Genomic DNA, 18632 nt, shown 5'->3' with positions numbered 1-18632 from the left:
ATCGACCAAGGAGCAACGTGCCCGTCGACCCGAACATCCAGGTCCTGCTCGACTTCCTCGCGTCCGCCGGGCTGCCCCCGATGTCGGAGGGCACGCCGGAGGCGGCCCGCGCCGGCTTCCGGGCGCTGACCGTCGACACGCGCGACCCCTCCGCCGTACCCGAGGTCGACGCGGTCGAGGACATCACCGTGCCCGGCGGTGACGGCGCCCGGCCCGCCCGGGTCTACCGACCGCTGGTGCCGGGGCCGCTCCCGACGATCGTGATGCTGCACGGCGGCGGCTTCGTGATCGGCGACCTGGACACGCACGACGTGACCGCGCGGACGCTGGCCAACGCCTGCAACGCCGTCGTCGTCTCCGTCGACTACCGGCTCGCGCCGGAGGACCCGTGGCCGGCGGGCGTCGAGGACGCAATCGCCGCGACTCGCTGGGCGTCGTCGAGGCTGGAGTCGCTCGGCGGAGACGGACGCCTGGCCGTCGCCGGGGACAGCGCGGGCGGCAACCTCTCCGCCGTCGTCGCCCACGTGATGCGCGACGAGGGCGTCGAGCTCGCCGGCCAGCTGCTCATCTACCCCGTCACCGACCGCCGCGGCAGCTACCCCTCCCACGAGGAGAACGGCACCGGCTACTTCCTCGACCTCGACACGATGGCCTGGTTCGACCAGCAGTACGTCGGCCACCTCCCCGAGGTCGACGTCACCGACCCACGCCTCGCGCCCCTGCACGGCGACCTCGCCGGCCTCGCGCCCGCCGTGCTCGTCGTCGCCGAGTACGACCCGCTCCGCGACGACGGCCTCGCGTACGCCGCAGCGCTGTCAGCGGCGGGCGTCCCCGTCGAGGTGCGCACCTTCGAGGGCATGGTCCACGGATTCGCCGACATGGGCCGGCACTCCCCCGCTGCCCAGGCCGCGCTCGACGAGACGTGCGCGCTCTTCAGGACCGTGCTGCACGGCTGAGTGATCGGCGGCCGCGGCCACCGATCACCTGGTTTCTCTTGCACGAGCTGGTGACAGATCGGGCTGGACCTACGAACACGCCGGCCCGACCACCGTCGTCACCGCCCCGCAGCGAGCAGCCCCAGGCTGAGCAGCAGCTTGTCGCGCGGGTCCGAGAGCGAGCGGCCGGTGAGCTCCTCGATCTGCTTGGCGCGGTAGATCACGGTGTTGCGATGGCAGTAGAGCGCCTCCGCGGCGTGCTTGGCCGAGCCGTCGTGCTCGAGCAGCGCCGCCAGGGTCTGGCGGAGCGTGTCGGCGACGTGCGGCGGCTGGGCCAGGATCGGGGCGACCGTCTCGCGCACGAGCAGCGCGGCCACCTCGGGGCTCCCGGCGAGCAGCACCTCGGGCAGGCGCCGGCTGACCGCCACGACGGACGGCTCTCCTGGCGGTGCGGTGTCGGTCGCACGTGCGGCGAGCTGGAAGGCGGTCGCGAACCCGGCCACGCCGTCGGGTGCCGAGGCCACCGCGACCCGGCCGGTCGCGAGCGGGGACAGCAGGTCCGCGAGCTCGGCGTCGCGAGCCAGGTCGCCGGCGAGCAGGCCGAAGTAGAGACCGCCGCGCACGTGCCAGTGGGACACGATGCCGAGCCGCTCGAGGGGGTCGGTCGGCGCGATCAGCGGTTCCTCGAGCGACCCGTCGTACGGCGCGACGACGCAGGCGACCGTCATCTCGGGGCCGATGCCGAGCACCTCGCGCGCGTCGGCCGCGAAGCCCGGGTCGGCACCACGTCCCTCGACCAGCGCGTCGAGGATGCTCTGCTGGCGCTGGAGGTCACGGCGGTGCAGCCGCACGCTCTCGCGGCGGTAGGCCTCGATGAACACGGCGTTCTGGACGTCGAGCGCCGACCAGACCTGCTGGCCGGCCACCAGGAGCACCTGCTCGTCGACGTTGTCGCGCGCGCCCTGGGTGAGAAGCGCCTCCCACAGCACCCGGGTGCCCAGCGTGTAGGCGTTGAGCACCATCTCCATCGGGATGCCCTGCCCCGCGCGGCGACGCCCGGTCTGCCGCCACAGCTCCGTGGTGCCGTGGGTGGCGTTCTCGACGCCCGCCATCGCCTCGATCCCGCGCCGGATGTGGTCGCGGGTGCTCGAGCGGACGTCGGCCTGGAACTCCGGGCCGGTCCGCTCGTAGACCTCCGGGTCCTTGTCCAGCAACGAGAGACAGATGTCGTCGGCGATCGCGTCGGACTGCCCGAGGACGGACATCCAGGCCTCGGCCACCTGGGCATCGAGGGCAGGCGTCACCTCCCCGGAGAACGGACGCATGCAGGCACCTTCGCACTCGGAGCACAAAACGCGCCACCACCCGGGCCACTCCGGGGCGCTCCGCCCGACAGGCGCTGTGCCCGACGCCCAATGCGCAACCTGTGCGCTCCGACCAAGGTGGTGCCCGTCACATCCGGGTGGTGGTGAGGGAGGTACGCCGATGAGCGGAGCACGTCCCGGCCTCGCGATGCAGGACATCACCGTCACCTTCGGTGGGCTCACCGCACTGTCGGGAGTCTCGCTCGAGGCCCGACCGCACGAGGTGCTCGGCGTCATCGGCCCCAACGGCGCCGGCAAGACCACCCTCTTCAACGTCGCGTGCGGGTTCGTGCGCCCCGACTCCGGCTCGCTCTCCTGGCGCGGGCAGGAGCTGCCTCGGCTCCGGCCCCACGACCTGGCCGGGCTGGGCATCTCGCGCACCCTGCAGGGGCTCGGCCTCTTCGACCGGATGACGGTGCTGGACAACGTGCTGGTCGGGGCCGACCGGGACGCGCGTTCCGGCTTCTGGTCCGACCTGCTCTCCCTGCCCCGGGCGACCCGCGACGAGGCCCGGCTCCGCGACCGGGCGCGGGCCGTGCTCGATGAGCTGGGCGTCGCGTCGTACGCCGACCGCTACCCCGCGAGCCTGCCGTACGCCGTGCGCAAGAAGGTCGCGCTGGCCCGGGCACTCGTGGCCGAGCCCGAGCTGCTGCTCCTCGACGAGCCGGCGAGCGGGCTCTCGGACGCCGAGATGTCCGACCTCGGGTCCCTGCTGCGCGGGCTCACCGACCGGATGGCCGTGATGCTGGTCGAGCACCACATGGACCTGGTCATGTCGGTCTGCGACGACCTGGTCGTCCTCGACTTCGGCCGGGTGATCGCGACCGGCACCCCGGCGGAGGTGCGTGACGATCCCGCTGTGCAGTCCGCCTACCTCGGCGAGGCGGTCACCGATGCTTGAGGTCCGCGACCTCTCCACGTCGTACGGCGCGGTGCGCGCCCTGAGCGACGTCACCTTCACGGCCGCGACCGGCGAGGTCACCGCCGTGCTCGGCGCCAACGGCGCCGGCAAGACCACGCTGCTGCGCACCATCACGGGGCTGGTGCGCGCCCAGGGCGGCAGCGCGACGTACGACGGCCGCGAGCTCACCCGCACCGCGCCGGAGCTGATGCCCGGCCTCGGCATCGCGCACGTGCCCGAGGGCCGCGGCGTGATCACCGAGCTGACCGTGGACGAGAACCTCCGCCTCGGCGGCCTGGGTCGAGGCGGCCGGGTCCGCTCGGAGGACCTCGAGCGGGTCTACGCCCTGTTCCCGGCGCTCGCCGACCGCCGCTCGGCGCTCGCCCACGTGCTCTCCGGCGGCGAGCGGCAGATGCTCGTGCTGGGACGTGCCCTGATGGCCGAGCCCACCGTGCTGCTGCTCGACGAGCCGTCCCTGGGCCTCGCTCCGCGGATCGTGGCGCAGCTCTTCGAGCTCGTGCAGTCCCTCGTCGTCGACCAGGGCCTCACGGTGCTCCTGGTCGAGCAGAACGCCCGCAGCGCACTGTCCATCGCCCATCGCGGCGTCGTGCTCAGCCTCGGCCGGGTCGTCGTCGACGAGCGCGCCGACGTGCTGGCCGAGGACGACCAGCTCCGCCACGCCTACCTGGGCTTCTGACCCGCCGGTCCCCGACAGAGGAGTCGAACGACGTGCAGCAGTTCGTCAACACGGTCCTGGGAGGCCTGACGATCGGGATGGTCTACGCGGCCTTCGCCCTGGCGCTGGTGCTGATCTGGCGATCCACCAGGATCGTCAACTTCGCCCAGGCGCCGATGGCGATGGTGACGACCTTCATCGCGCTCCAGATCATCGAGGCTGGCCACTCGTACTGGCTCGCCTTCGCGGCCGCCCTGGTGGCCGGGCTCGTCCTGGGGGCCGTCGTCGAACGCGTGCTGATCCGGCCGGTCGAGGGCAAGGCGGAGATCAACGCCGTGATCCTGACGCTCGGTCTCTTCATCGTGCTGCACGCCCTGGCCTCGGTGGTCTTCGGCAACCGCTACCGCTCGTTCCCGGCCGCGTTCGGCATCCGCGGGCTCGAGGTCGGCGACACGACGATCGCCCTCACCGGCTTCGACATCTTCACGATCCTCGCGGTGCTGGCCGTGATGGGCCTGCTGGTGCTGCTCTTCCGCTTCACCGACCTCGGCCTGCGGATGCGCGCGGCCGCGTTCAACCAGGAGGTCGCCCGGCTGCTCGGCGTACGCGTCGGACGGATGCTGACGCTCGGCTGGGCCCTCGCGTCCCTGGTCGGCTCGCTGGCCGGCCTGCTGATCGCGGGCGGCAGCCTCGTGCACCCCGGCTACATGGACGCCGTCGTCGTCTACGGCTTCGTGGCTGCCGTGCTCGGCGGCCTCGACAGCCCCGCTGGAGCCGTCGTCGGCGGCCTGCTGCTCGGCCTCTCGCTGAGCCTGGTCTCCGGGTACGTCGGGTCCCAGCTGGTCGCCCTCGCGGCACTGGCGATCCTGATGGCGGTCCTGCTGCTGCGACCGCAAGGCCTGTTCTCCCAGGCCCGCGAACGGCGGGTGTGACCGTGCGGCGCATCCTGGTGCAGCCCGTCGTCCTCGCCGCCCTCGGCGTGGTCGTGATCGTCCTGGTGCTGACTGCCGTCGACGACTTCCGCTCGGTGCAGCTCACCCAGATGGCCTACCTCGGCATCGCCGCCGGCGGCCTGACGGTGCTGACGGGCCTCAACGGCCAGATCTCCCTGGGCCACGGTGCCCTGATGGCCGTCGGCGCCTACACCACCGCCCTCCTGCTCCAGGATGACGAGCCGATGCTGCCGCTCCTCGGCGTCCTGGTCGTCGCGACCGTCGTCACCCTCGTCGTGGGCGCCGCCATCGGCGTGGCGGCCGCGCGGCTGCACGGCCCCTATCTCGCCGGCGCGACGCTGGCGCTGGCCGTCGCCGTGCCCGGCATCGCTCTCTACTTCGGCGACACGCTCGGCGGCGAGCAGGGGCTCCGGGTGCGGGTACCGGACGCACCGGGCTGGGTGCTCGACGCGGCGTACTTCGTCACCGGCCAGGACCTCACTCCGAGCAAGTACGTCGCGTTCCTGGGGTGGGGCACTCTCGTCGTCGCCTACCTCGGGCTCGCCCATCTCTCGCGCGGTCGGGTCGGCCGGCGGTGGCGTGCCGTCCGCGACGACGAGGTCGCGGCCGAGGTCGCCGGCATCTCGCTCGGCCGGGCCCGCGTGTCCGCGTTCGTGGTGAGCGCCGCCGCGGCCGGGGCCGCCGGGTTCGTGATGGCGCTGTCCGTGCGCCTCGCCGCCCCCAGCGGCTACTCGCTGACGTTGAGCCTCACCCTACTGACCGCCGTGGTCCTGGGTGGCCTCGGCAGCCTGACCGGCGCCCTGCTCGGCGCCGCGCTGCTGACGTTCCTGCCGCAGGTGGTCACCGACGCCGGCGTCTCCGCCGGGCTCGACGACATCCGGGCGGCCGAGCTCGCACCGCTGATCTACGGCCTGGTGCTGGTCGCCGTCATCCTCCTCGCCCCCGCCGGCCTGTCGGCAGTCTCCGCCCCGCGTGGCACCGGCCGCGCAGGACCACCTCGAAGGGAGAACCCACATGAACACTCAGCGCAGGCAGCGGCGCAGGAGGTTGGTCGGCACGACCGGCGTCCTCACCTCGTTGGTCCTGGTCGCCGCCTGCGGCGCCGGCGGCCGCAGTGACGACGACGGCGACGGCGGGGGTGGGACCACCGTCGGCGTCACGGACGACTCCATCGCGATCGGCGGCACCTTCCCGCTGACCGGCGTCGCCGCCCCCGGCTACAGCGAGATACCGACGGGGGCGAAGGCGTACTTCGACTTCGTCAACGCCGCCGGCGGCGTCAACGGCCGCACGATCGACTTCACCGTCAAGGACGACGGCTACGACCCGACCAAGACCAGCAGCCTCACCAACGAGCTGGTGCTCAAGGACCAGGTGTTCGCGACCGTCGGCTCGCTCGGGACCCCCACCCACAGCGCCGTCGTCGACTTCCTCAACGACGAGGAGGTGCCCGATCTCTTCGTCTCGTCCGGCTCCCTCGGCTGGGGCGACGACCCCGAGTCCCGGCCGATGACCTTCGGCTGGCAGCCCGACTACGAGATCGAGGGCAAGGTCATCGGGCAGTACGTCGCCGACAACATGCCCGACGCCAAGGTCGGTCTCTTCCTGCAGGACGACGACTTCGGCGAGGACGCCGAGAAGGGCGTGCGCCAGTTCGTCGACGACCAGGTCGTCGACGTGCAGCGCTACACCTCCGGCAACACCGATGTCGGCCCGCAGATCGCCGCGCTCCAGGCGAAGAAGCCCGACATCGTGCTGGCGTTCACGACCCCGTCGTACACCGCGCTCGCCCAGCTGACGTCGCTCACGCTCGGCTTCAAGCCGCAGTGGTACGTCTCCAACGTCGGCTCGGACCCGGCGCTGGTCGGCTCGCTGCTCGAGAAGTTCTCCGAGGGCGCCGTCCCCGGCGACGCCTCCGCCCTGAACGGCGTGATGTCGTCGGAGTACATCCCCGGCATGGACGCCCCCGACAACCCGTGGGTGCAGCTGTGGCAGAAGGTCTGGGACCAGAACGGCGGTCAGGGCGAGCTCACCAACTACCGGATCTACGGGATGTCCTGGGCCTACACGTTCGTCCAGGCCCTGCAGGCCGCCGGTGAGGACCTGACCCGCGAGGGCCTCGTCGATGCCCTGGAGCAGGTGGGCTCCTCGCTCGAGGGTCCCAACCTCGCCCCGTACCGCTACAGCGAGGACAGCCACCTCGGCATCTCCGGGATGGAGCTGGTGAAGCTCCAGAACGGCAAGGGCGAGCCGCTCACCAAGGTCCTCACGACCGACGTCGGCGACGCCGAGATCGCCGAGGACGACTCCGGCCAGGCCGACGACGCGCCGCCGGAGAGCGGCATCCCGGACGTCGACCCCGTGGGCTGACTCCCGGGTCGTCCGTCACGGCTGGAACAATTCCCGTCGTGACGGACGATTGGGAGCACCTGCTGGCAGCGGCGATGTCGACCTTCGCGGACGTCCTCGAGGACTCCGAGGCGACGGACCCCGTGCCCTCCTGCCCCGGCTGGACCGTGGCCGACCTCGTCGACCACCTGGGCGGCGTGCACCAGTGGGCGTGGCACGCCGTGGTCTTCGGCAACGCCGACGGCCAGCCGGAGCCGGCACCGGCGGACCCCGCCGAGCTCGTCGGGTGGTATGCCGGGCACGCGGGTTCGCTCCGCGACGCGCTCGCCGCGGCCGGACCGGCCGGTCCGGCGTGGACGTTCGGCACCGAGGCCACGGCCGGCTGGTGGCTGCGCCGGCAGACCCACGAGACCCGGATGCACACCCGCGACCTCCTCGAGGCCGGCGGCTGGGTGGACGAGTGGGAGGTCACGCCCGACCTGGCCTGGGACGGCGTGCACGAGGTCGCGACCGAGTTCTACCCCCGCCAGGTGCGTCTCGGTCGCACGGAGCCGATCCCCGCCACCCTGCGCCTCGTCCCCACCGACCTCCCGCAGGCCATGCCCGTGGTCATCGGCGCGGCCGAGCCCGTCGTCGAGCTCCAGGCGCCCGCAGCCGACCTGCTGCTGATGCTCTGGCACCGGCAGGAGTGCCCCGACCCCGCGTCCGCTGCGCTCCTCTCGCTGCCGATCGTGCCCTAGAGGATCGCCGTCGCGAGCGCGCTGAGCGCGCCGCCGACGAGGACCGACAGCAGGAAGGCTCGGCCACCGGTCAGGCGACGTCCCAGGTCAGGCCGGGGTCGCGGCGACAGCGAGCTGCCCAGTGCCAAGAAGGCGACGAAACCCAGCGGCGGTGCCGCCGCCATCATCCAGAACCACGCCCAGCGGGTCGCCCGACGCGGCTGGGGACCGGCGATGAGGAGCAGCACGCCGCCGAGACCGACGACCAGCGTGGCGACCGAGGTCCAGCTCGGCAGGCGCCAGCCGTAGACCTCGTTGTAGTCCGGGTACTCGTGCGGTCGTCGCTCGATCGAGACGCCCCGATCGAGCCACGCGAGGTCTCGCTCGACGCTGAAGACGACGGGCAGGCCCTGGCGCGTCACCGTCCACCGCAGCGGGTGCTGCTCGACGAGCGGCGCCTGGTGGTGGACGGCGCCCTCCTGCCAGTGCACGGTGACGCTCTGGCGCCCGCGGAAGGCCTCCGACATGCCACCGGTGACCACGACCGAGTGCACGTCCCCGCGGGCGACCGCCCGCTGCAGCGCGTCGTACGTCGAGACCCGCTCGCCGACGAGCAGCCCGGTCGCGAGCAGCGCGACGCAGGAGAGGAGCAGCGCCCACGCGATGCCGCAGAACGCGAGGCCCCGCAGGGGCGCCGGGGGCGTCCGGGTCGGCGCCGCGATCGCCTCCACACTCATGGCGGAAACGTAGCCTCAGTCGGCCCGGCGCGTATCCAGGACTCGGAATCCCTTGGCGCTGGCGAGCCGCTCGGTCGGGAAGCCCTGCTCCCCCAGCCAGCGCTGCAGCGAGTCGGCACCCAGGTTCTTCCCGACGACCATGACCGCCCGTCCACCCGGCGCGAGCCGGGGCAGCCAGGTGAGAAGGAGCTCGTGCAGGGCGTCCTTGCCGATCCGGATGGGCGGGTTCGACCAGATCTCGTCGTACACGTCAGCGCCCGGCACCTGCTCGGGGCGGCACGCGACGAAGCGGCCGTGGACCCCCAGCGTGCGGGCGTTCTCGTTGGCCAGCGCGATCGCGCGGTCGTTGACGTCGACGGCCGTGACCGTCGCGAGGGGGACGGCGGCGGCGATCGCCAGCCCGATCACGCCGTACCCGCAGCCGAGGTCGAGGAAGCGACCCTGCGCCGGCGGCTCGACCTCGCGGAAGAGGATCGCCGTCGCGTGGTCGAGGTGTCCGCGGCTGAAGACGCCCGCCCCACTGACCAGCGTCAGCTCGTGCCCCCACACCTCACAGGTGAAGGACTCCCGCGTGAACGGCACCGACGGGTCGGCGCTGAAGTAGTGCTCCTCAGGCATCGGCCACCCGCTTCGCCCGGGTCTGCTCGGCGCGCGCACCGAGCTCGTCATCGGCCGGGTAGACGACCTCCTCGAGCGTGAGGCCGTGCGCGTGGACGACCGCGACGGCCGGGTTGCGGCTCTCGGCGCGGAGGATCTCGCCGGCCCAGGCGACGGGCTGGCGGCCCTCGCCGACGGCGATCAGGCAGCCCACCAGCGCGCGCACCATGCTGTGGCAGAACGCGTCGGCCACGACCGTGCCGACCGCGACCCCCGCCTCGTCGCGCACCCAGGACAGCTCCTCCAGCGTGCGGATCGTGGTGGCACCCTCGCGCTGCTTGCAGAAGGACGCGAAGTCCTGGCGGCCGACGAGCAGCGCCGCGGCGGCGTTCATGGCGTCCAGGTCGAGCGGACGCGGCCACGCGAGCACCGCGCGGCGGCTCAGCGGGTCGACCGCGGCCGGGGTGTCGGCGATCCGGTACGCGTAGCGCCGGCGCAGCGCCCCGAAGCGGGCGTCGAATCCGGCCGGCGCCTCGACCGCCCGCTGCACCCGTACGTCGGGCGCCAGGACGCCGTTGAGCCGGCGTACCAGCCGCTCGAGGTCGGGCGCCTCGTCGACGTCGAGGTGCACGACCTGGCCGCGTGCGTGGACCCCCGCGTCGGTGCGTCCGGCGCAGACGACGGCCACCGGGTCGACCCGCAGGATCGTCGCGAGGGCCGCCTCCAGCTCGCCCTGCACGGTGCGCAGCCGCGGCTGGGTCGCCCAGCCGTGGAAGTCCGTGCCGTCGTAGGCGAGGTCGAGACGGATGCGCACGATGGGCAATCCTATTGCGCTGCTCTCTAGGCTTCTCATGTGAGCACTCCGATGCCGGCCATCGTGCTGATCTCCGAGGAGCACCCCGACGACATGCGGGCGGGTTTCGCCCGCTACACCCACGAGTACGACGTCCGCAGCGCCGCCTCGCTCCGCGAGGCGCTGACGACGACCCGCGACATCCTCGACGGCGGTGGCACGGTCGCGATGTTCGTGACCGAGTCGGTCCTGCCCGACGCCGACGTGCACATGGCCTTCCACAAGCTGCGGGAGAAGGTGCCGACCGCGCGCCGCCTCGTCGCCGCCCACTGGGACCGCTTCATCACCGACGCGGCGGCGCTGCGTCCTGGGATGGCCAAGGGCAAGTTCGACGCCTACCTGCTGATGCCGCGCGGCGTCCGCGACGAGGAGTTCCACAACGCCGTCACCGACCTGCTCTCCGACTGGGGCTCCACGGTGCCCGACCCGGAGATCGTGTCGATCAAGATCATCTCCCCCACCCGCGACGGGCTGACCCTCGCGATCCGTGACTTCCTCGACCGGATGGGCATGCCCAGCGGGGTCTACCCGCCCGACAGCGACGCCGGGCGGCACGTGCTCGCCCTCTACGACGGCGAGGTCGGCTACCCGCTCGTCTACGCACCGAGCCGCGGCACGATCGTCGCCACGTCCGTCCGCGACGTCGCGATCACGATGTACGGCGCGCCCACCGAGATCGACCTCGACCACGTCGTCGACGTCGCGGTGGTCGGCGGTGGCCCGGCCGGTCTCGCCGCCGCGGTCTACGCGTCGTCGGAGGGGCTCAACACGGTGCTGCTGGAGGCCGAGGCGATCGGCGGCCAGGCCGGCACCAGCTCGATGATCCGCAACTACCTCGGCTTCCCGCGCGGCATCTCCGGCATGCGGCTGGCCCAGCGCGCCCGCAACCAGGCGCTGCGCTTCGGCACCCGCTTCTTCACCGGCCAGGTCGTCGACGAGCTGCGGCTGGGCCGCGAGGGCGACCCGCACGTGCTCTGCACCGAGAGCGGAGAGGTCCGGGCCCGCTCGGTCGTGATCACCAGCGGCGTCGCCTACCGCAAGCTCCGGGTCGACCCGATCGAAGAGCTCGTCGGGATGGGCGTCTACTACGGCGCCGCGATGACGGCTGCGCGCGAGATGGAGGACCAGGACGTCTTCGTGGTCGGGGGCGGCAACTCCGCCGGCCAGGCCGCGGTCCACCTGGCCCGCTTCGCCCGGTCGGTCACGATCCTCGTCCGTCGTCCCGACCTGGCCGAGACGATGTCGGCGTACCTGATCGGCGAGATCGAGTACAACTCCCGCATCTCGGTCCGCACCTGCTGCCAGGTCGTCGACGGCGGCGGCGACGGCCGGCTCGAGTGGCTCTGCCTCGAGGACGTCCGCACCGGCGAGCGCGACCGGGTCCCGGCGTACGGCCTCTTCCTGCTGCTGGGCGCCGAGCCGCAGTGCGACTGGCTGCCCGGCGAGGTGGCCCGCGACGAGCGGGGCTTCGTGCTCACCGGTCGCGACGTGCCCCAGCACGCCTGGGTCGACGGCCTGCCCCCGCCGCCACTCGCGACCACGGTGCCCGGCGTCTTCGCCGCCGGTGACATCCGCTCGGGCTCGATGAAGCGGGTCGCCTCCGCGAGCGGCGAGGGCGCGTCCGTCGTGCCGCTCGTCCACGCGTGGCTGGCGCCCGCCCAGGACGAGCAGACCGTTTAGAGCTCCGAGCGGTACGGCGGGTCTGCACCCGGCCGCGAGACCGTCACGGCCGCGGCGCGGGCCGCGTGGGCGAGGATGCTCTCGACCTCGTCCGCCGACAGGTCGGCGACCCGACGGTCCCACAGCGCGTCCAGGACGGCCGCGCCGAAGGTGTCGCCGGCGCCGATCGTGTCGGCGACCTGCACCGGCAGCGAGGCGACCTCGACCGTCCCGCGGGTGCTCACCCAGGTGGCGCCGTCGCCGCCCCGGGTCACGACGACCGCTGCAGGTCCGAGCGTGAGCAGGTGGGCAGCCGCCTCGGCGAGCTCGAGGTCCGGATAGAGGTTGGTCAGGTCCTCGTCGGAGGCCTTGACCAGGTCGGCGACCGCCACCATCCGCTCGACCCGGGCGATCAGGTCGGGCCCGGTGCCGGTGATCGCGGGACGGGCGTTGATGTCGTAGCTGATCGTCGCCGTCCCGCGCAGCCCGGTCACCAGCTCCAGCACCTGTCCGGCGCCCGGCTCCAGCACCGCCCCGATCGAGCAGACGTGCACGGCGACCGGGTCGCCCACCTCCACCGCCCCGAGGCGCCAGTCCAGGTCGAAGACGTACGACGCGGAACCGTCCGCCCCGATCGTCGCAGCGGCGGTCGCGGTCCGCTCGAGCACCTGGGGGTCGCTCGCGAGGGAGACGCCGGCGCCGGCGAGGTGTCCGGCCAGCACGCCACCTCGAGCGTCGTCGGCCCACGCCGTCACGAACCGCACGGGGCGGCCCAACCGGGCCAGCGCCACGGCCACGTTGGCGGCACTGCCGCCGGCGTACTCCCGCGACGACCCGTCCGCGGCGTGCACGACGTCCACCAGAGCCTCGCCCACGACGAGCACGTCACGATCCATGCCCCGTCTCTACCATGCGGACATGCAGGTGCACCCGCTGGACCCCACGTCGACCGACCCGCCCTTCGAGCAGCTGCGCGTGCAGATCGCGACGAGGGCGGCCGGTGGCGACCTCCCTGCCGGCACCCGGCTGCCGACCGTCCGGGCGCTCGCGGCCGAGCTCGGGCTCGCGGTCAACACGGTCGCGAAGGCCTACCGCGCCCTGGAGGCCGACGGCGTCATCGTCACCGAGGGCCGGCGCGGCACGTTCGTGTCCGCCACCGCCGCCGGCAGCTCCACCGACGCCGCGGCCGCGGCCGCGGCGTACGTCGCCGACGCGCGTCGCCTCGGCCTCACGCTCGCCGAGGCCGTCCACCTGGTCGAGCGCGGCTGGTAGCCCGCCGCAGCGCCCCCGCCCGCACGCCGTTGCCACGCAAGTGCGCGCAACGACAACCCACGCGAGGAACGACGAAGGCCCGCCACCTGAACAGGTGACGGGCCTTCGACGGTGTGCCTGGTGTTACTCGCCGGCCTTGGTGAAGCCCGCGGCGACCGCGGACTCCTCGGTGTCGAACCAGACCTCGGCAACGGTCTGCTCGAACCACTGGCCGTCCGGCGTGTGGTACTTCTTCGAGTCCTCGTTGCCCTTGATCGGGAATCCCTCGGGGGCAACGCTGGCGTCCTCGAGAGGCACGCTGGAGCCGGCGTACTTGCCGGACGCGCCACCCTCGGTCTCCTCGAAGACGTCAGCCTCGACGCCCTCGACCTCGACGACGGTCTCCTCCTCGGCAGCGGCCTCGGTGGTCTCCTCGACAGGAGCCTCCTCGACCGGCGCGGCGGCCGGAGCAGCCTTCTTGGCCTGGGCAGCCGGCTTCGGCTTGTAGGCCTCGGTCACCAGCTCGATGACCGCCATGGGGGCGTTGTCGCCCTTGCGCGGACCGATCTTGGTGATCCGGGTGTAGCCACCCGGACGCTCGGCGAAGGTGGGCGCGATCTCCGTGAAGAGCACGTGGACGACCGACTTGTCGCGGATGGTCTTGAGGACCTCGCGACGGTTGTGCAGGTCGCCCTTCTTCGCCTTGGTGATCAGCTTCTCGGCGACCGGGCGCAGGGCACGGGCCCGCGACTCGGTCGTCGTGATCCGGCCGTGCTCGAACAGCTGCGTCGAGAGGTTGGACAGGATCAGGCGCTGGTGAGCGGCGCTACCGCCGAGGCGGGCACCCTTGGTGGGCTTGGGCATTGCTTCTCTCGTTTCTCTCCGGCCGTGTCAGGTACCGGGGTAGACGACCGCCGCGATGGCGGTCGGTTTGGGATTTAGTACTGCTCGTCCTCGACGAAGGCGTCGTCGTCGTCGTCGCCGTACGCCGCGAGGGCGGCGTGCGGGTCGAAGCCGGGCGCGCTGTCCTTGAGGGACAGGCCCATCTCGACCAGCTTGGCCTTGACCTCGTCGATCGACTTCGCGCCGAAGTTGCGGATGTCGAGCAGGTCCTGCTCCGAGCGGCTGATGAGCTCACCCACGGTGTGGATGCCCTCGCGCTTGAGGCAGTTGTAGGAGCGGACGGTCAGCTGCAGGTCCTCGACCGGGAGGGCGAGGTCGGCAGCCAGCTGCTCGTCGACGGGCGACGGGCCGATGTCGATGCCCTCGGCCTCGACGTTCAGCTCACGGGCCAGACCGAACAGCTCGACCAGGGTCTTGCCGGCCGAGGCGATCGCGTCGCGGGGACGGATCGACGGCTTGGTCTCGACGTCGATGACGAGCTTGTCGAAGTCGGTGCGCTGCTCGACACGGGTCGCCTCGACCTTGTAGGTCACCTTCATGACCGGGCTGTAGATCGAGTCGACCGGCATCCGGCCGATCTCGTTGTCCGCGCCCTTGTTCTGGACGGCGGACACGTAGCCACGGCCACGCTCCACGACCAGCTCCATCTCCAGCTTGCCCTTGTCGGACAGCGTGGCGATCTTGAGGTCGGGGTTGTGCACCTCGACACCGGCCGGCGGCGCGATGTCAGCGGCGGTGACGTCGCCAGCACCCGACTTGCGCAGGTACATGGTGACGGGCTCGTCGTGCTCCGAGGAGACGACCAGGCCCTTCAGGTTGAGGATGATCTCGGTGACGTCTTCCTTGACGCCCTCGATGGTCGAGAACTCGTGAAGGACGGTGTCGACCTTGATGCTGGTGACGGACGCACCCGGGATGGAGCTGAGGAGCGTACGACGCAGCGAGTTGCCGAGCGTGTAGCCGAAGCCGGGCTCCAGCGGTTCGATCACGAACCGCGAGCGGAACTCGTCGACGGACTCTTCCGACAGGGTGGGGCGCTGTGCGATGAGCACTGGTTCTTTCCTTTCCGGACCTACCCGCTATTTGACAGGTCCGAATGTGCTGGTGACGGAAGGATGGTTGGCCCCTGCCCCACCGCGAAGCGGGACAGGAGGCCGGGTGTCACTTCTTCGAGTAGTACTCGACGATGAGCTGCTCCTGGACCGGGAGGTCGATCTGCGCCCGGACCGGGACCTGGTGCACGAGAACGCGCATCCGCGACGGGATGGCCTCGAGCCAGGCGGGGACGACGCGCTCGCCGTGGGTCTCACGAGCCACGATGAACGGGGTCATCTCCAGCGACTTCTCACGCACGTCGATGACGTCGTGGGCGGTGACCTGGAAGGACGGGATGTCGACCTTCTTGCCGTTCACCAGGAAGTGGCCGTGCGTGACCAGCTGGCGCGCGTGACGACGCGTCCGGGCGAAGCCGGCGCGGTACACGACGTTGTCGAGACGGCACTCGAGCAGCTGGAGCAGGTTGTCGCCGGTCTTGCCGGCGCGGCGCGAGGCCTCGACGTAGTAGTTGTGGAACTGACGCTCCATCACGCCGTAGGTGAAGCGAGCCTTCTGCTTCTCCTGGAGCTGCGAGCGGTACTCGCTCTCCTTGATGCGCGCGCGGCCGTGCTGGCCGGGGGGGTAGGGGCGGCGCTCGAAGGACGAGTCGCCACCGACGAGGTCCACGCCGAGACGGCGGGACTTCCGGGTCATGGGTCCGGTGTAACGGGCCATTTCTACAAGTCTCCTGTTCTCAGTCGCAGATCAGACGCGGCGACGCTTGGGCGGGCGGCAGCCGTTGTGGGGCGTGGGCGTGACGTCCTGGATGGTGCCGACCTCGAGGCCGATCGCACCCAGGGACCGGATCGCCGTCTCGCGGCCCGAACCCGGACCCTTGACGAAGACGTCGATCTTCTTCATGCCGTGCTCCATCGCCCGGCGACCGGCGGCCTCAGCAGCCATCTGCGCAGCGAACGGGGTGGACTTGCGGGAACCCTTGAAGCCGACGGTGCCGGCCGAGGCCCACGAGATGACCGCCCCGGTGGGGTCGGTGATCGTGACGATCGTGTTGTTGAACGTGCTCTTGATGTGGGCTTCGCCCACGGCGACGTTCTTCTTCTCCTTGCGGCGCACCTTCTTGGCGCCGGCCGCGGTGCGGCTCTTGGGAGGCATGCAGTTATCTCCTGAAGTAGCTGGTCTGTGTGTGAGAGGTCAGTGACTCGCGCAGGCGCGAGGGGTCACTTGGCCTTCTTCTTGCCGGCAACCGTGCGCTTCGGACCCTTGCGGGTACGAGCGTTGGTCTTGGTGCGCTGACCGCGGACCGGAAGGCCCTGACGGTGGCGGCGACCCTGGTAGCTGCCGATCTCGATCTTGCGACGGATGTCAGCCTGGACCTCGCGACGGAGGTCACCCTCGATCTTGAAGTTGCCTTCGATCGCGTCGCGGAGCTTGACCAGCTCTTCGTCACCCATCTGGTGGACGCGCATGTTCGGGTCGACCCCGGTGAGCGCCAGCAGCTGCTGGGAGCGAGTACGGCCGATGCCGTAGATGTAGGTGAGAGCGATCTCGATGCGCTTGTCACGCGGGAGATCAACACCAACGAGGCGTGCCATGTGGCGGTTTCCTTATCAGTTCCACAGAGGTGTCTGTCGTGTCGCGTCCCGGCCCTCGTCGGACGGGCTCCGGCCTTCTGCTCCGGAGGTGATTCGCCGTCGTACGACGGCTAAGCGATCACGTTTGAGGTTGTTCAGTTGTGCGGGCTGGGAATCAGCCCTGGCGCTGCTTGTGACGCGGGTTCTCGCAGATCACCATGACGCGGCCGTGGCGACGGATCACCTTGCACTTGTCGCAGATCGCCTTGACGCTGGGCTTGACCTTCACGGAGGGAGGTCCTTTCGAGTTGGCTGGCTACTTGTAGCGGTAGACGATCCGACCTCGGGTGAGGTCGTACGGCGAGAGCTCCACCACCACGCGGTCCTCGGGGAGGATCCGGATGTAGTGCTGGCGCATCTTGCCGCTGATGTGGGCGAGAACCTTGTGGCCATTGCTCAGCTCAACGCGGAACATGGCATTCGGCAGGGCTTCCGTAATGGTGCCCTCGAGCTCGATCACGCCTTCTTTCTTCGGCATGTCCTCCACAATCTGTCGATCGGTTGTCTACCGTGGTGCACCGGAGCCGGACTGGGCCGGAACCGGGTGGCCCGCGAACCTCCACCGCTCGGAAGCGGTGGTGGACCTCGTGCAGCCGCTCCCGGAACCTCAATCCCGGGCACGCCACCGAACCGCTCTCTCGAGCGAGTTCTCAGGCTCCCGGGCAGCCGCGAGGCACCACGAAGCAGACCCACGTTGGGCCGACACGCCAGTTTAGTCGGAAACGGTCGCGAAACACGAATCTGCCCGACGATGTGGCACCGAGGCTCCCCGGAGGCATTACCTGACGTGAGGGAGATCGAGGCACAGGACCGGCTGGCGGCGATGTACGACGAGTGCGCACCGCGAGTCTACGCGTACGCGCTGCGACATTGCGGATCGGCGGACGCCGACGACGTCGTCGCCGAGACGTTCGCCGTGGCGTGGCGCCGGATCGACGTCGTACCGGAGCCGGCCATCGGCTGGCTGATCGTCACCGCGCGCAACGTGGTGGCCGGACGTCGTCGGGCCGACCGCAAGCACCTCGACCTCGCCCGGCTGGCCGCGGAGTCCACGCACCACAACGAGCCTGCTGCCGAGGAGGTCGCCGTACGACGGCGCGCGCTGCTCGACGCCCTGGAGTCACTGTCGGAGCGCGAGCGCGAGGCGCTCCTGCTCACGGCCTGGGACGGGCTCGACCACGCCGCCGCCGCGGCGGTCGCGGGCTGCAGCACCCGAGCCTTCCGGGCCCGATTGATGCGTGCCCGGGCTCGCCTCACAGCCAACCTGACCGAGATCCGCTTGCCCGAGAGGAACCGAGCATGAACATCGACGAGCTCCTGCGTGAGACCGCCCCCGATGCCGAGGAGTGGCGACCGCACACCGAGCAGCTCCGCGCCGATGTGCTGGCCCGGGCGTCGGCCCGCCGCCGGCCCACCCGCCGGTCGTTGCGCGCAGTTGCCGCGACGGTCGCGTTGGCAACGGTCGGGGTCTGCGGAGTCGCCTACGCGACCGGCGGGGTCCCCGACCTGGTCACGCAGGTCACCGACCAGTTCGGGGACGACGCCGGGGTGGCGCCGGCGGACCGCCCGCACCCGACCCAGGTCGTCGATCTCCAGCTCCCGGACGGGAGCCGGTTCGCGGCCTGGCACGGCGGCTCCGATGCCATGCAGTGCCTGGTCTACACCGACCGCTGGGACGGCTCGCAGATCACCGGGACCGGAGCCGGCATGTGCAGCGACGGCGACGAGTTCGACCAGCAGATGATCGCTTGGGCGGAGAACGAGTCCAGGACCACCTTCTACCCGATCATCGTCGGGGACGCCGACGACGCCGCCGAGGTCCGGATCACCGGGGAGTTCGCCGGGACCGGGGAACCGGTGGAGCTGACCGTTCCCGTGGACCCGGCCACGCACTTCTACTCGGCCGTACTTCCGGGGACCAACGACCACCCGTGGGCCTACCACGACGAGGGCTTCCGTGGGTTCCGCGACAGCGACGACGTCACGCTCGAGTTCCTCGACGCCGAGGGGCACGTGCTCCGCAGCGAGCTGGCGCCGCCTTCCTGATC

General features: G+C 71.3%; 22 protein-coding genes and 1 pseudogene. 11 read left to right on the top strand and 12 right to left on the bottom strand.

Annotated features, from left to right (window positions below):
* The first annotated feature begins 17 nt into the window (after nt 1–17).
* Nucleotides 18–956: an alpha/beta hydrolase gene (locus ASC77_RS10690; protein WP_056152011.1), complete on the top strand. Its 939-nt coding sequence runs from the start codon at nt 18–20 to the stop codon at nt 954–956.
* 98 nt (nt 957–1054) lie between these two features.
* Here the strand turns inward: ASC77_RS10690 and ASC77_RS10685 are convergent, their stop codons facing one another.
* Nucleotides 1055–2260 (bottom strand): PucR family transcriptional regulator, encoded by a 1206-nt coding sequence (locus tag ASC77_RS10685; protein ID WP_056152008.1) that lies wholly within the window; start codon nt 2258–2260, stop codon nt 1055–1057.
* Between the two features lie 160 nt (nt 2261–2420).
* Between ASC77_RS10685 and ASC77_RS10680 the strand changes: the two genes are divergently transcribed.
* From ASC77_RS10680 to ASC77_RS10655, 6 genes are read left to right on the top strand one after another with little or no spacing between them, the layout of a single operon-like run.
* Complete coding sequence (locus ASC77_RS10680) at nt 2421–3200, top strand: ABC transporter ATP-binding protein (RefSeq protein WP_056152007.1); 780 nt, start codon at nt 2421–2423, stop codon at nt 3198–3200.
* The gene (locus ASC77_RS10675) at nt 3193–3897 is read left to right on the top strand and encodes an ABC transporter ATP-binding protein (RefSeq protein WP_056152004.1); all 705 of its coding nucleotides are present in this window, start codon (nt 3193–3195) and stop codon (nt 3895–3897) included. The genes ASC77_RS10680 and ASC77_RS10675 overlap by 8 nt, the downstream gene beginning before the upstream one ends.
* A gap of 32 nt (nt 3898–3929) precedes the next feature.
* Entirely contained in the window at nt 3930–4808 is an 879-nt protein-coding gene (locus tag ASC77_RS10670) for a branched-chain amino acid ABC transporter permease (RefSeq protein ID WP_056152000.1), read from the top strand.
* Nucleotides 4809–4810: 2 nt separating this feature from the next.
* The gene (locus ASC77_RS10665; RefSeq protein WP_200944950.1) at nt 4811–5947 is read left to right on the top strand and encodes a branched-chain amino acid ABC transporter permease; all 1137 of its coding nucleotides are present in this window, start codon (nt 4811–4813) and stop codon (nt 5945–5947) included.
* Complete coding sequence (locus ASC77_RS10660; RefSeq protein ID WP_056151998.1) at nt 5844–7199, top strand: ABC transporter substrate-binding protein; 1356 nt, start codon at nt 5844–5846, stop codon at nt 7197–7199. Before ASC77_RS10665 ends, ASC77_RS10660 begins: the two co-directional genes overlap by 104 nt.
* Before the next feature lie 38 nt (nt 7200–7237).
* Nucleotides 7238–7918 carry a maleylpyruvate isomerase family mycothiol-dependent enzyme gene (locus ASC77_RS10655; RefSeq protein ID WP_156391026.1) on the top strand — a complete coding sequence of 227 codons (681 nt, stop codon included), beginning with the start codon at nt 7238–7240 and terminating at the stop codon, nt 7916–7918.
* On the opposite strand, the gene ASC77_RS10650 is transcribed toward ASC77_RS10655, so the two are convergent.
* From ASC77_RS10650 to truA, 3 genes are read right to left on the bottom strand one after another with little or no spacing between them, the layout of a single operon-like run.
* Complete coding sequence (locus ASC77_RS10650; protein WP_056151992.1) at nt 7915–8634, bottom strand: hypothetical protein; 720 nt, start codon at nt 8632–8634, stop codon at nt 7915–7917. The genes ASC77_RS10655 and ASC77_RS10650 overlap by 4 nt on opposite strands.
* A 15-nt stretch (nt 8635–8649) precedes the next feature.
* A complete protein-coding gene (locus tag ASC77_RS10645; protein WP_056151989.1) occupies nt 8650–9252 on the bottom strand; it encodes a class I SAM-dependent methyltransferase in 603 nt (200 codons plus the stop codon).
* Nucleotides 9245–10045, bottom strand: a complete 801-nt coding sequence (gene truA, locus ASC77_RS10640) for a tRNA pseudouridine(38-40) synthase TruA (protein ID WP_235547579.1) — start codon at nt 10043–10045, stop codon at nt 9245–9247. Before truA ends, ASC77_RS10645 begins: the two co-directional genes overlap by 8 nt.
* Nucleotides 10046–10084: 39 nt before the next feature.
* Between truA and ASC77_RS10635 the strand changes: the two genes are divergently transcribed.
* Entirely contained in the window at nt 10085–11764 is a 1680-nt protein-coding gene (locus ASC77_RS10635) for an FAD-dependent oxidoreductase (RefSeq protein WP_235547577.1), read from the top strand.
* Here ASC77_RS10635 and ASC77_RS10630 read toward each other — a convergent pair.
* Nucleotides 11761–12639 carry a PfkB family carbohydrate kinase gene (locus ASC77_RS10630; protein ID WP_082574627.1) on the bottom strand — a complete coding sequence of 293 codons (879 nt, stop codon included), beginning with the start codon at nt 12637–12639 and terminating at the stop codon, nt 11761–11763. The genes ASC77_RS10635 and ASC77_RS10630 overlap by 4 nt on opposite strands.
* A 22-nt stretch (nt 12640–12661) precedes the next feature.
* On the opposite strand from ASC77_RS10630, the gene ASC77_RS10625 reads away from it, so the two are divergent.
* Entirely contained in the window at nt 12662–13015 is a 354-nt protein-coding gene (locus ASC77_RS10625; protein WP_056151980.1) for a GntR family transcriptional regulator, read from the top strand.
* A gap of 351 nt (nt 13016–13366) precedes the next feature.
* Here the strand turns inward: ASC77_RS10625 and rplQ are convergent.
* The 7 genes and pseudogenes from rplQ to infA form a co-directional block, all read right to left on the bottom strand.
* Nucleotides 13367–13858 (bottom strand): annotated as a pseudogene (gene rplQ, locus ASC77_RS27420) (50S ribosomal protein L17); the annotation flags it as partial.
* A gap of 74 nt (nt 13859–13932) precedes the next feature.
* Nucleotides 13933–14949 (bottom strand): DNA-directed RNA polymerase subunit alpha, encoded by a 1017-nt coding sequence (locus ASC77_RS10615; RefSeq protein ID WP_056151974.1) that lies wholly within the window; start codon nt 14947–14949, stop codon nt 13933–13935.
* Nucleotides 14950–15058: 109 nt separating this feature from the next.
* On the bottom strand, nt 15059–15667 hold the full coding sequence (rpsD, locus tag ASC77_RS10610; RefSeq protein WP_056151972.1) for a 30S ribosomal protein S4: 609 nt from the start codon (nt 15665–15667) through the stop codon (nt 15059–15061).
* 30 nt (nt 15668–15697) lie between these two features.
* Nucleotides 15698–16105: a 30S ribosomal protein S11 gene (rpsK, locus tag ASC77_RS10605; RefSeq protein WP_028644819.1), complete on the bottom strand. Its 408-nt coding sequence runs from the start codon at nt 16103–16105 to the stop codon at nt 15698–15700.
* 65 nt (nt 16106–16170) lie between these two features.
* Nucleotides 16171–16545 carry a 30S ribosomal protein S13 gene (gene rpsM, locus ASC77_RS10600; protein WP_056151969.1) on the bottom strand — a complete coding sequence of 125 codons (375 nt, stop codon included), beginning with the start codon at nt 16543–16545 and terminating at the stop codon, nt 16171–16173.
* Nucleotides 16546–16699: 154 nt separating this feature from the next.
* Nucleotides 16700–16813, bottom strand: a complete 114-nt coding sequence (gene rpmJ / locus ASC77_RS10595) for a 50S ribosomal protein L36 (RefSeq protein ID WP_028644817.1) — start codon at nt 16811–16813, stop codon at nt 16700–16702.
* A gap of 27 nt (nt 16814–16840) precedes the next feature.
* A complete protein-coding gene (gene infA / locus ASC77_RS10590; protein ID WP_026145687.1) occupies nt 16841–17062 on the bottom strand; it encodes a translation initiation factor IF-1 in 222 nt (73 codons plus the stop codon).
* A 309-nt stretch (nt 17063–17371) separates the two neighbouring features.
* Here infA and ASC77_RS10585 point away from each other — a divergent pair, with 309 nt between their 5' ends.
* Nucleotides 17372–17887 (top strand): RNA polymerase sigma factor, encoded by a 516-nt coding sequence (locus tag ASC77_RS10585; protein ID WP_056151967.1) that lies wholly within the window; start codon nt 17372–17374, stop codon nt 17885–17887.
* A complete protein-coding gene (locus ASC77_RS10580) occupies nt 17884–18630 on the top strand; it encodes a hypothetical protein (RefSeq protein WP_056151962.1) in 747 nt (248 codons plus the stop codon). Before ASC77_RS10585 ends, ASC77_RS10580 begins: the two co-directional genes overlap by 4 nt.
* The last annotated feature ends 2 nt before the right edge of the window (nt 18631–18632 follow it).

The sequence above is a fragment of the Nocardioides sp. Root1257 genome, from assembly GCF_001425175.1.
GTDB lineage: Bacteria > Actinomycetota > Actinomycetes > Propionibacteriales > Nocardioidaceae > Nocardioides.
This window is presented reverse-complemented; position numbering and strand designations above follow the sequence as displayed.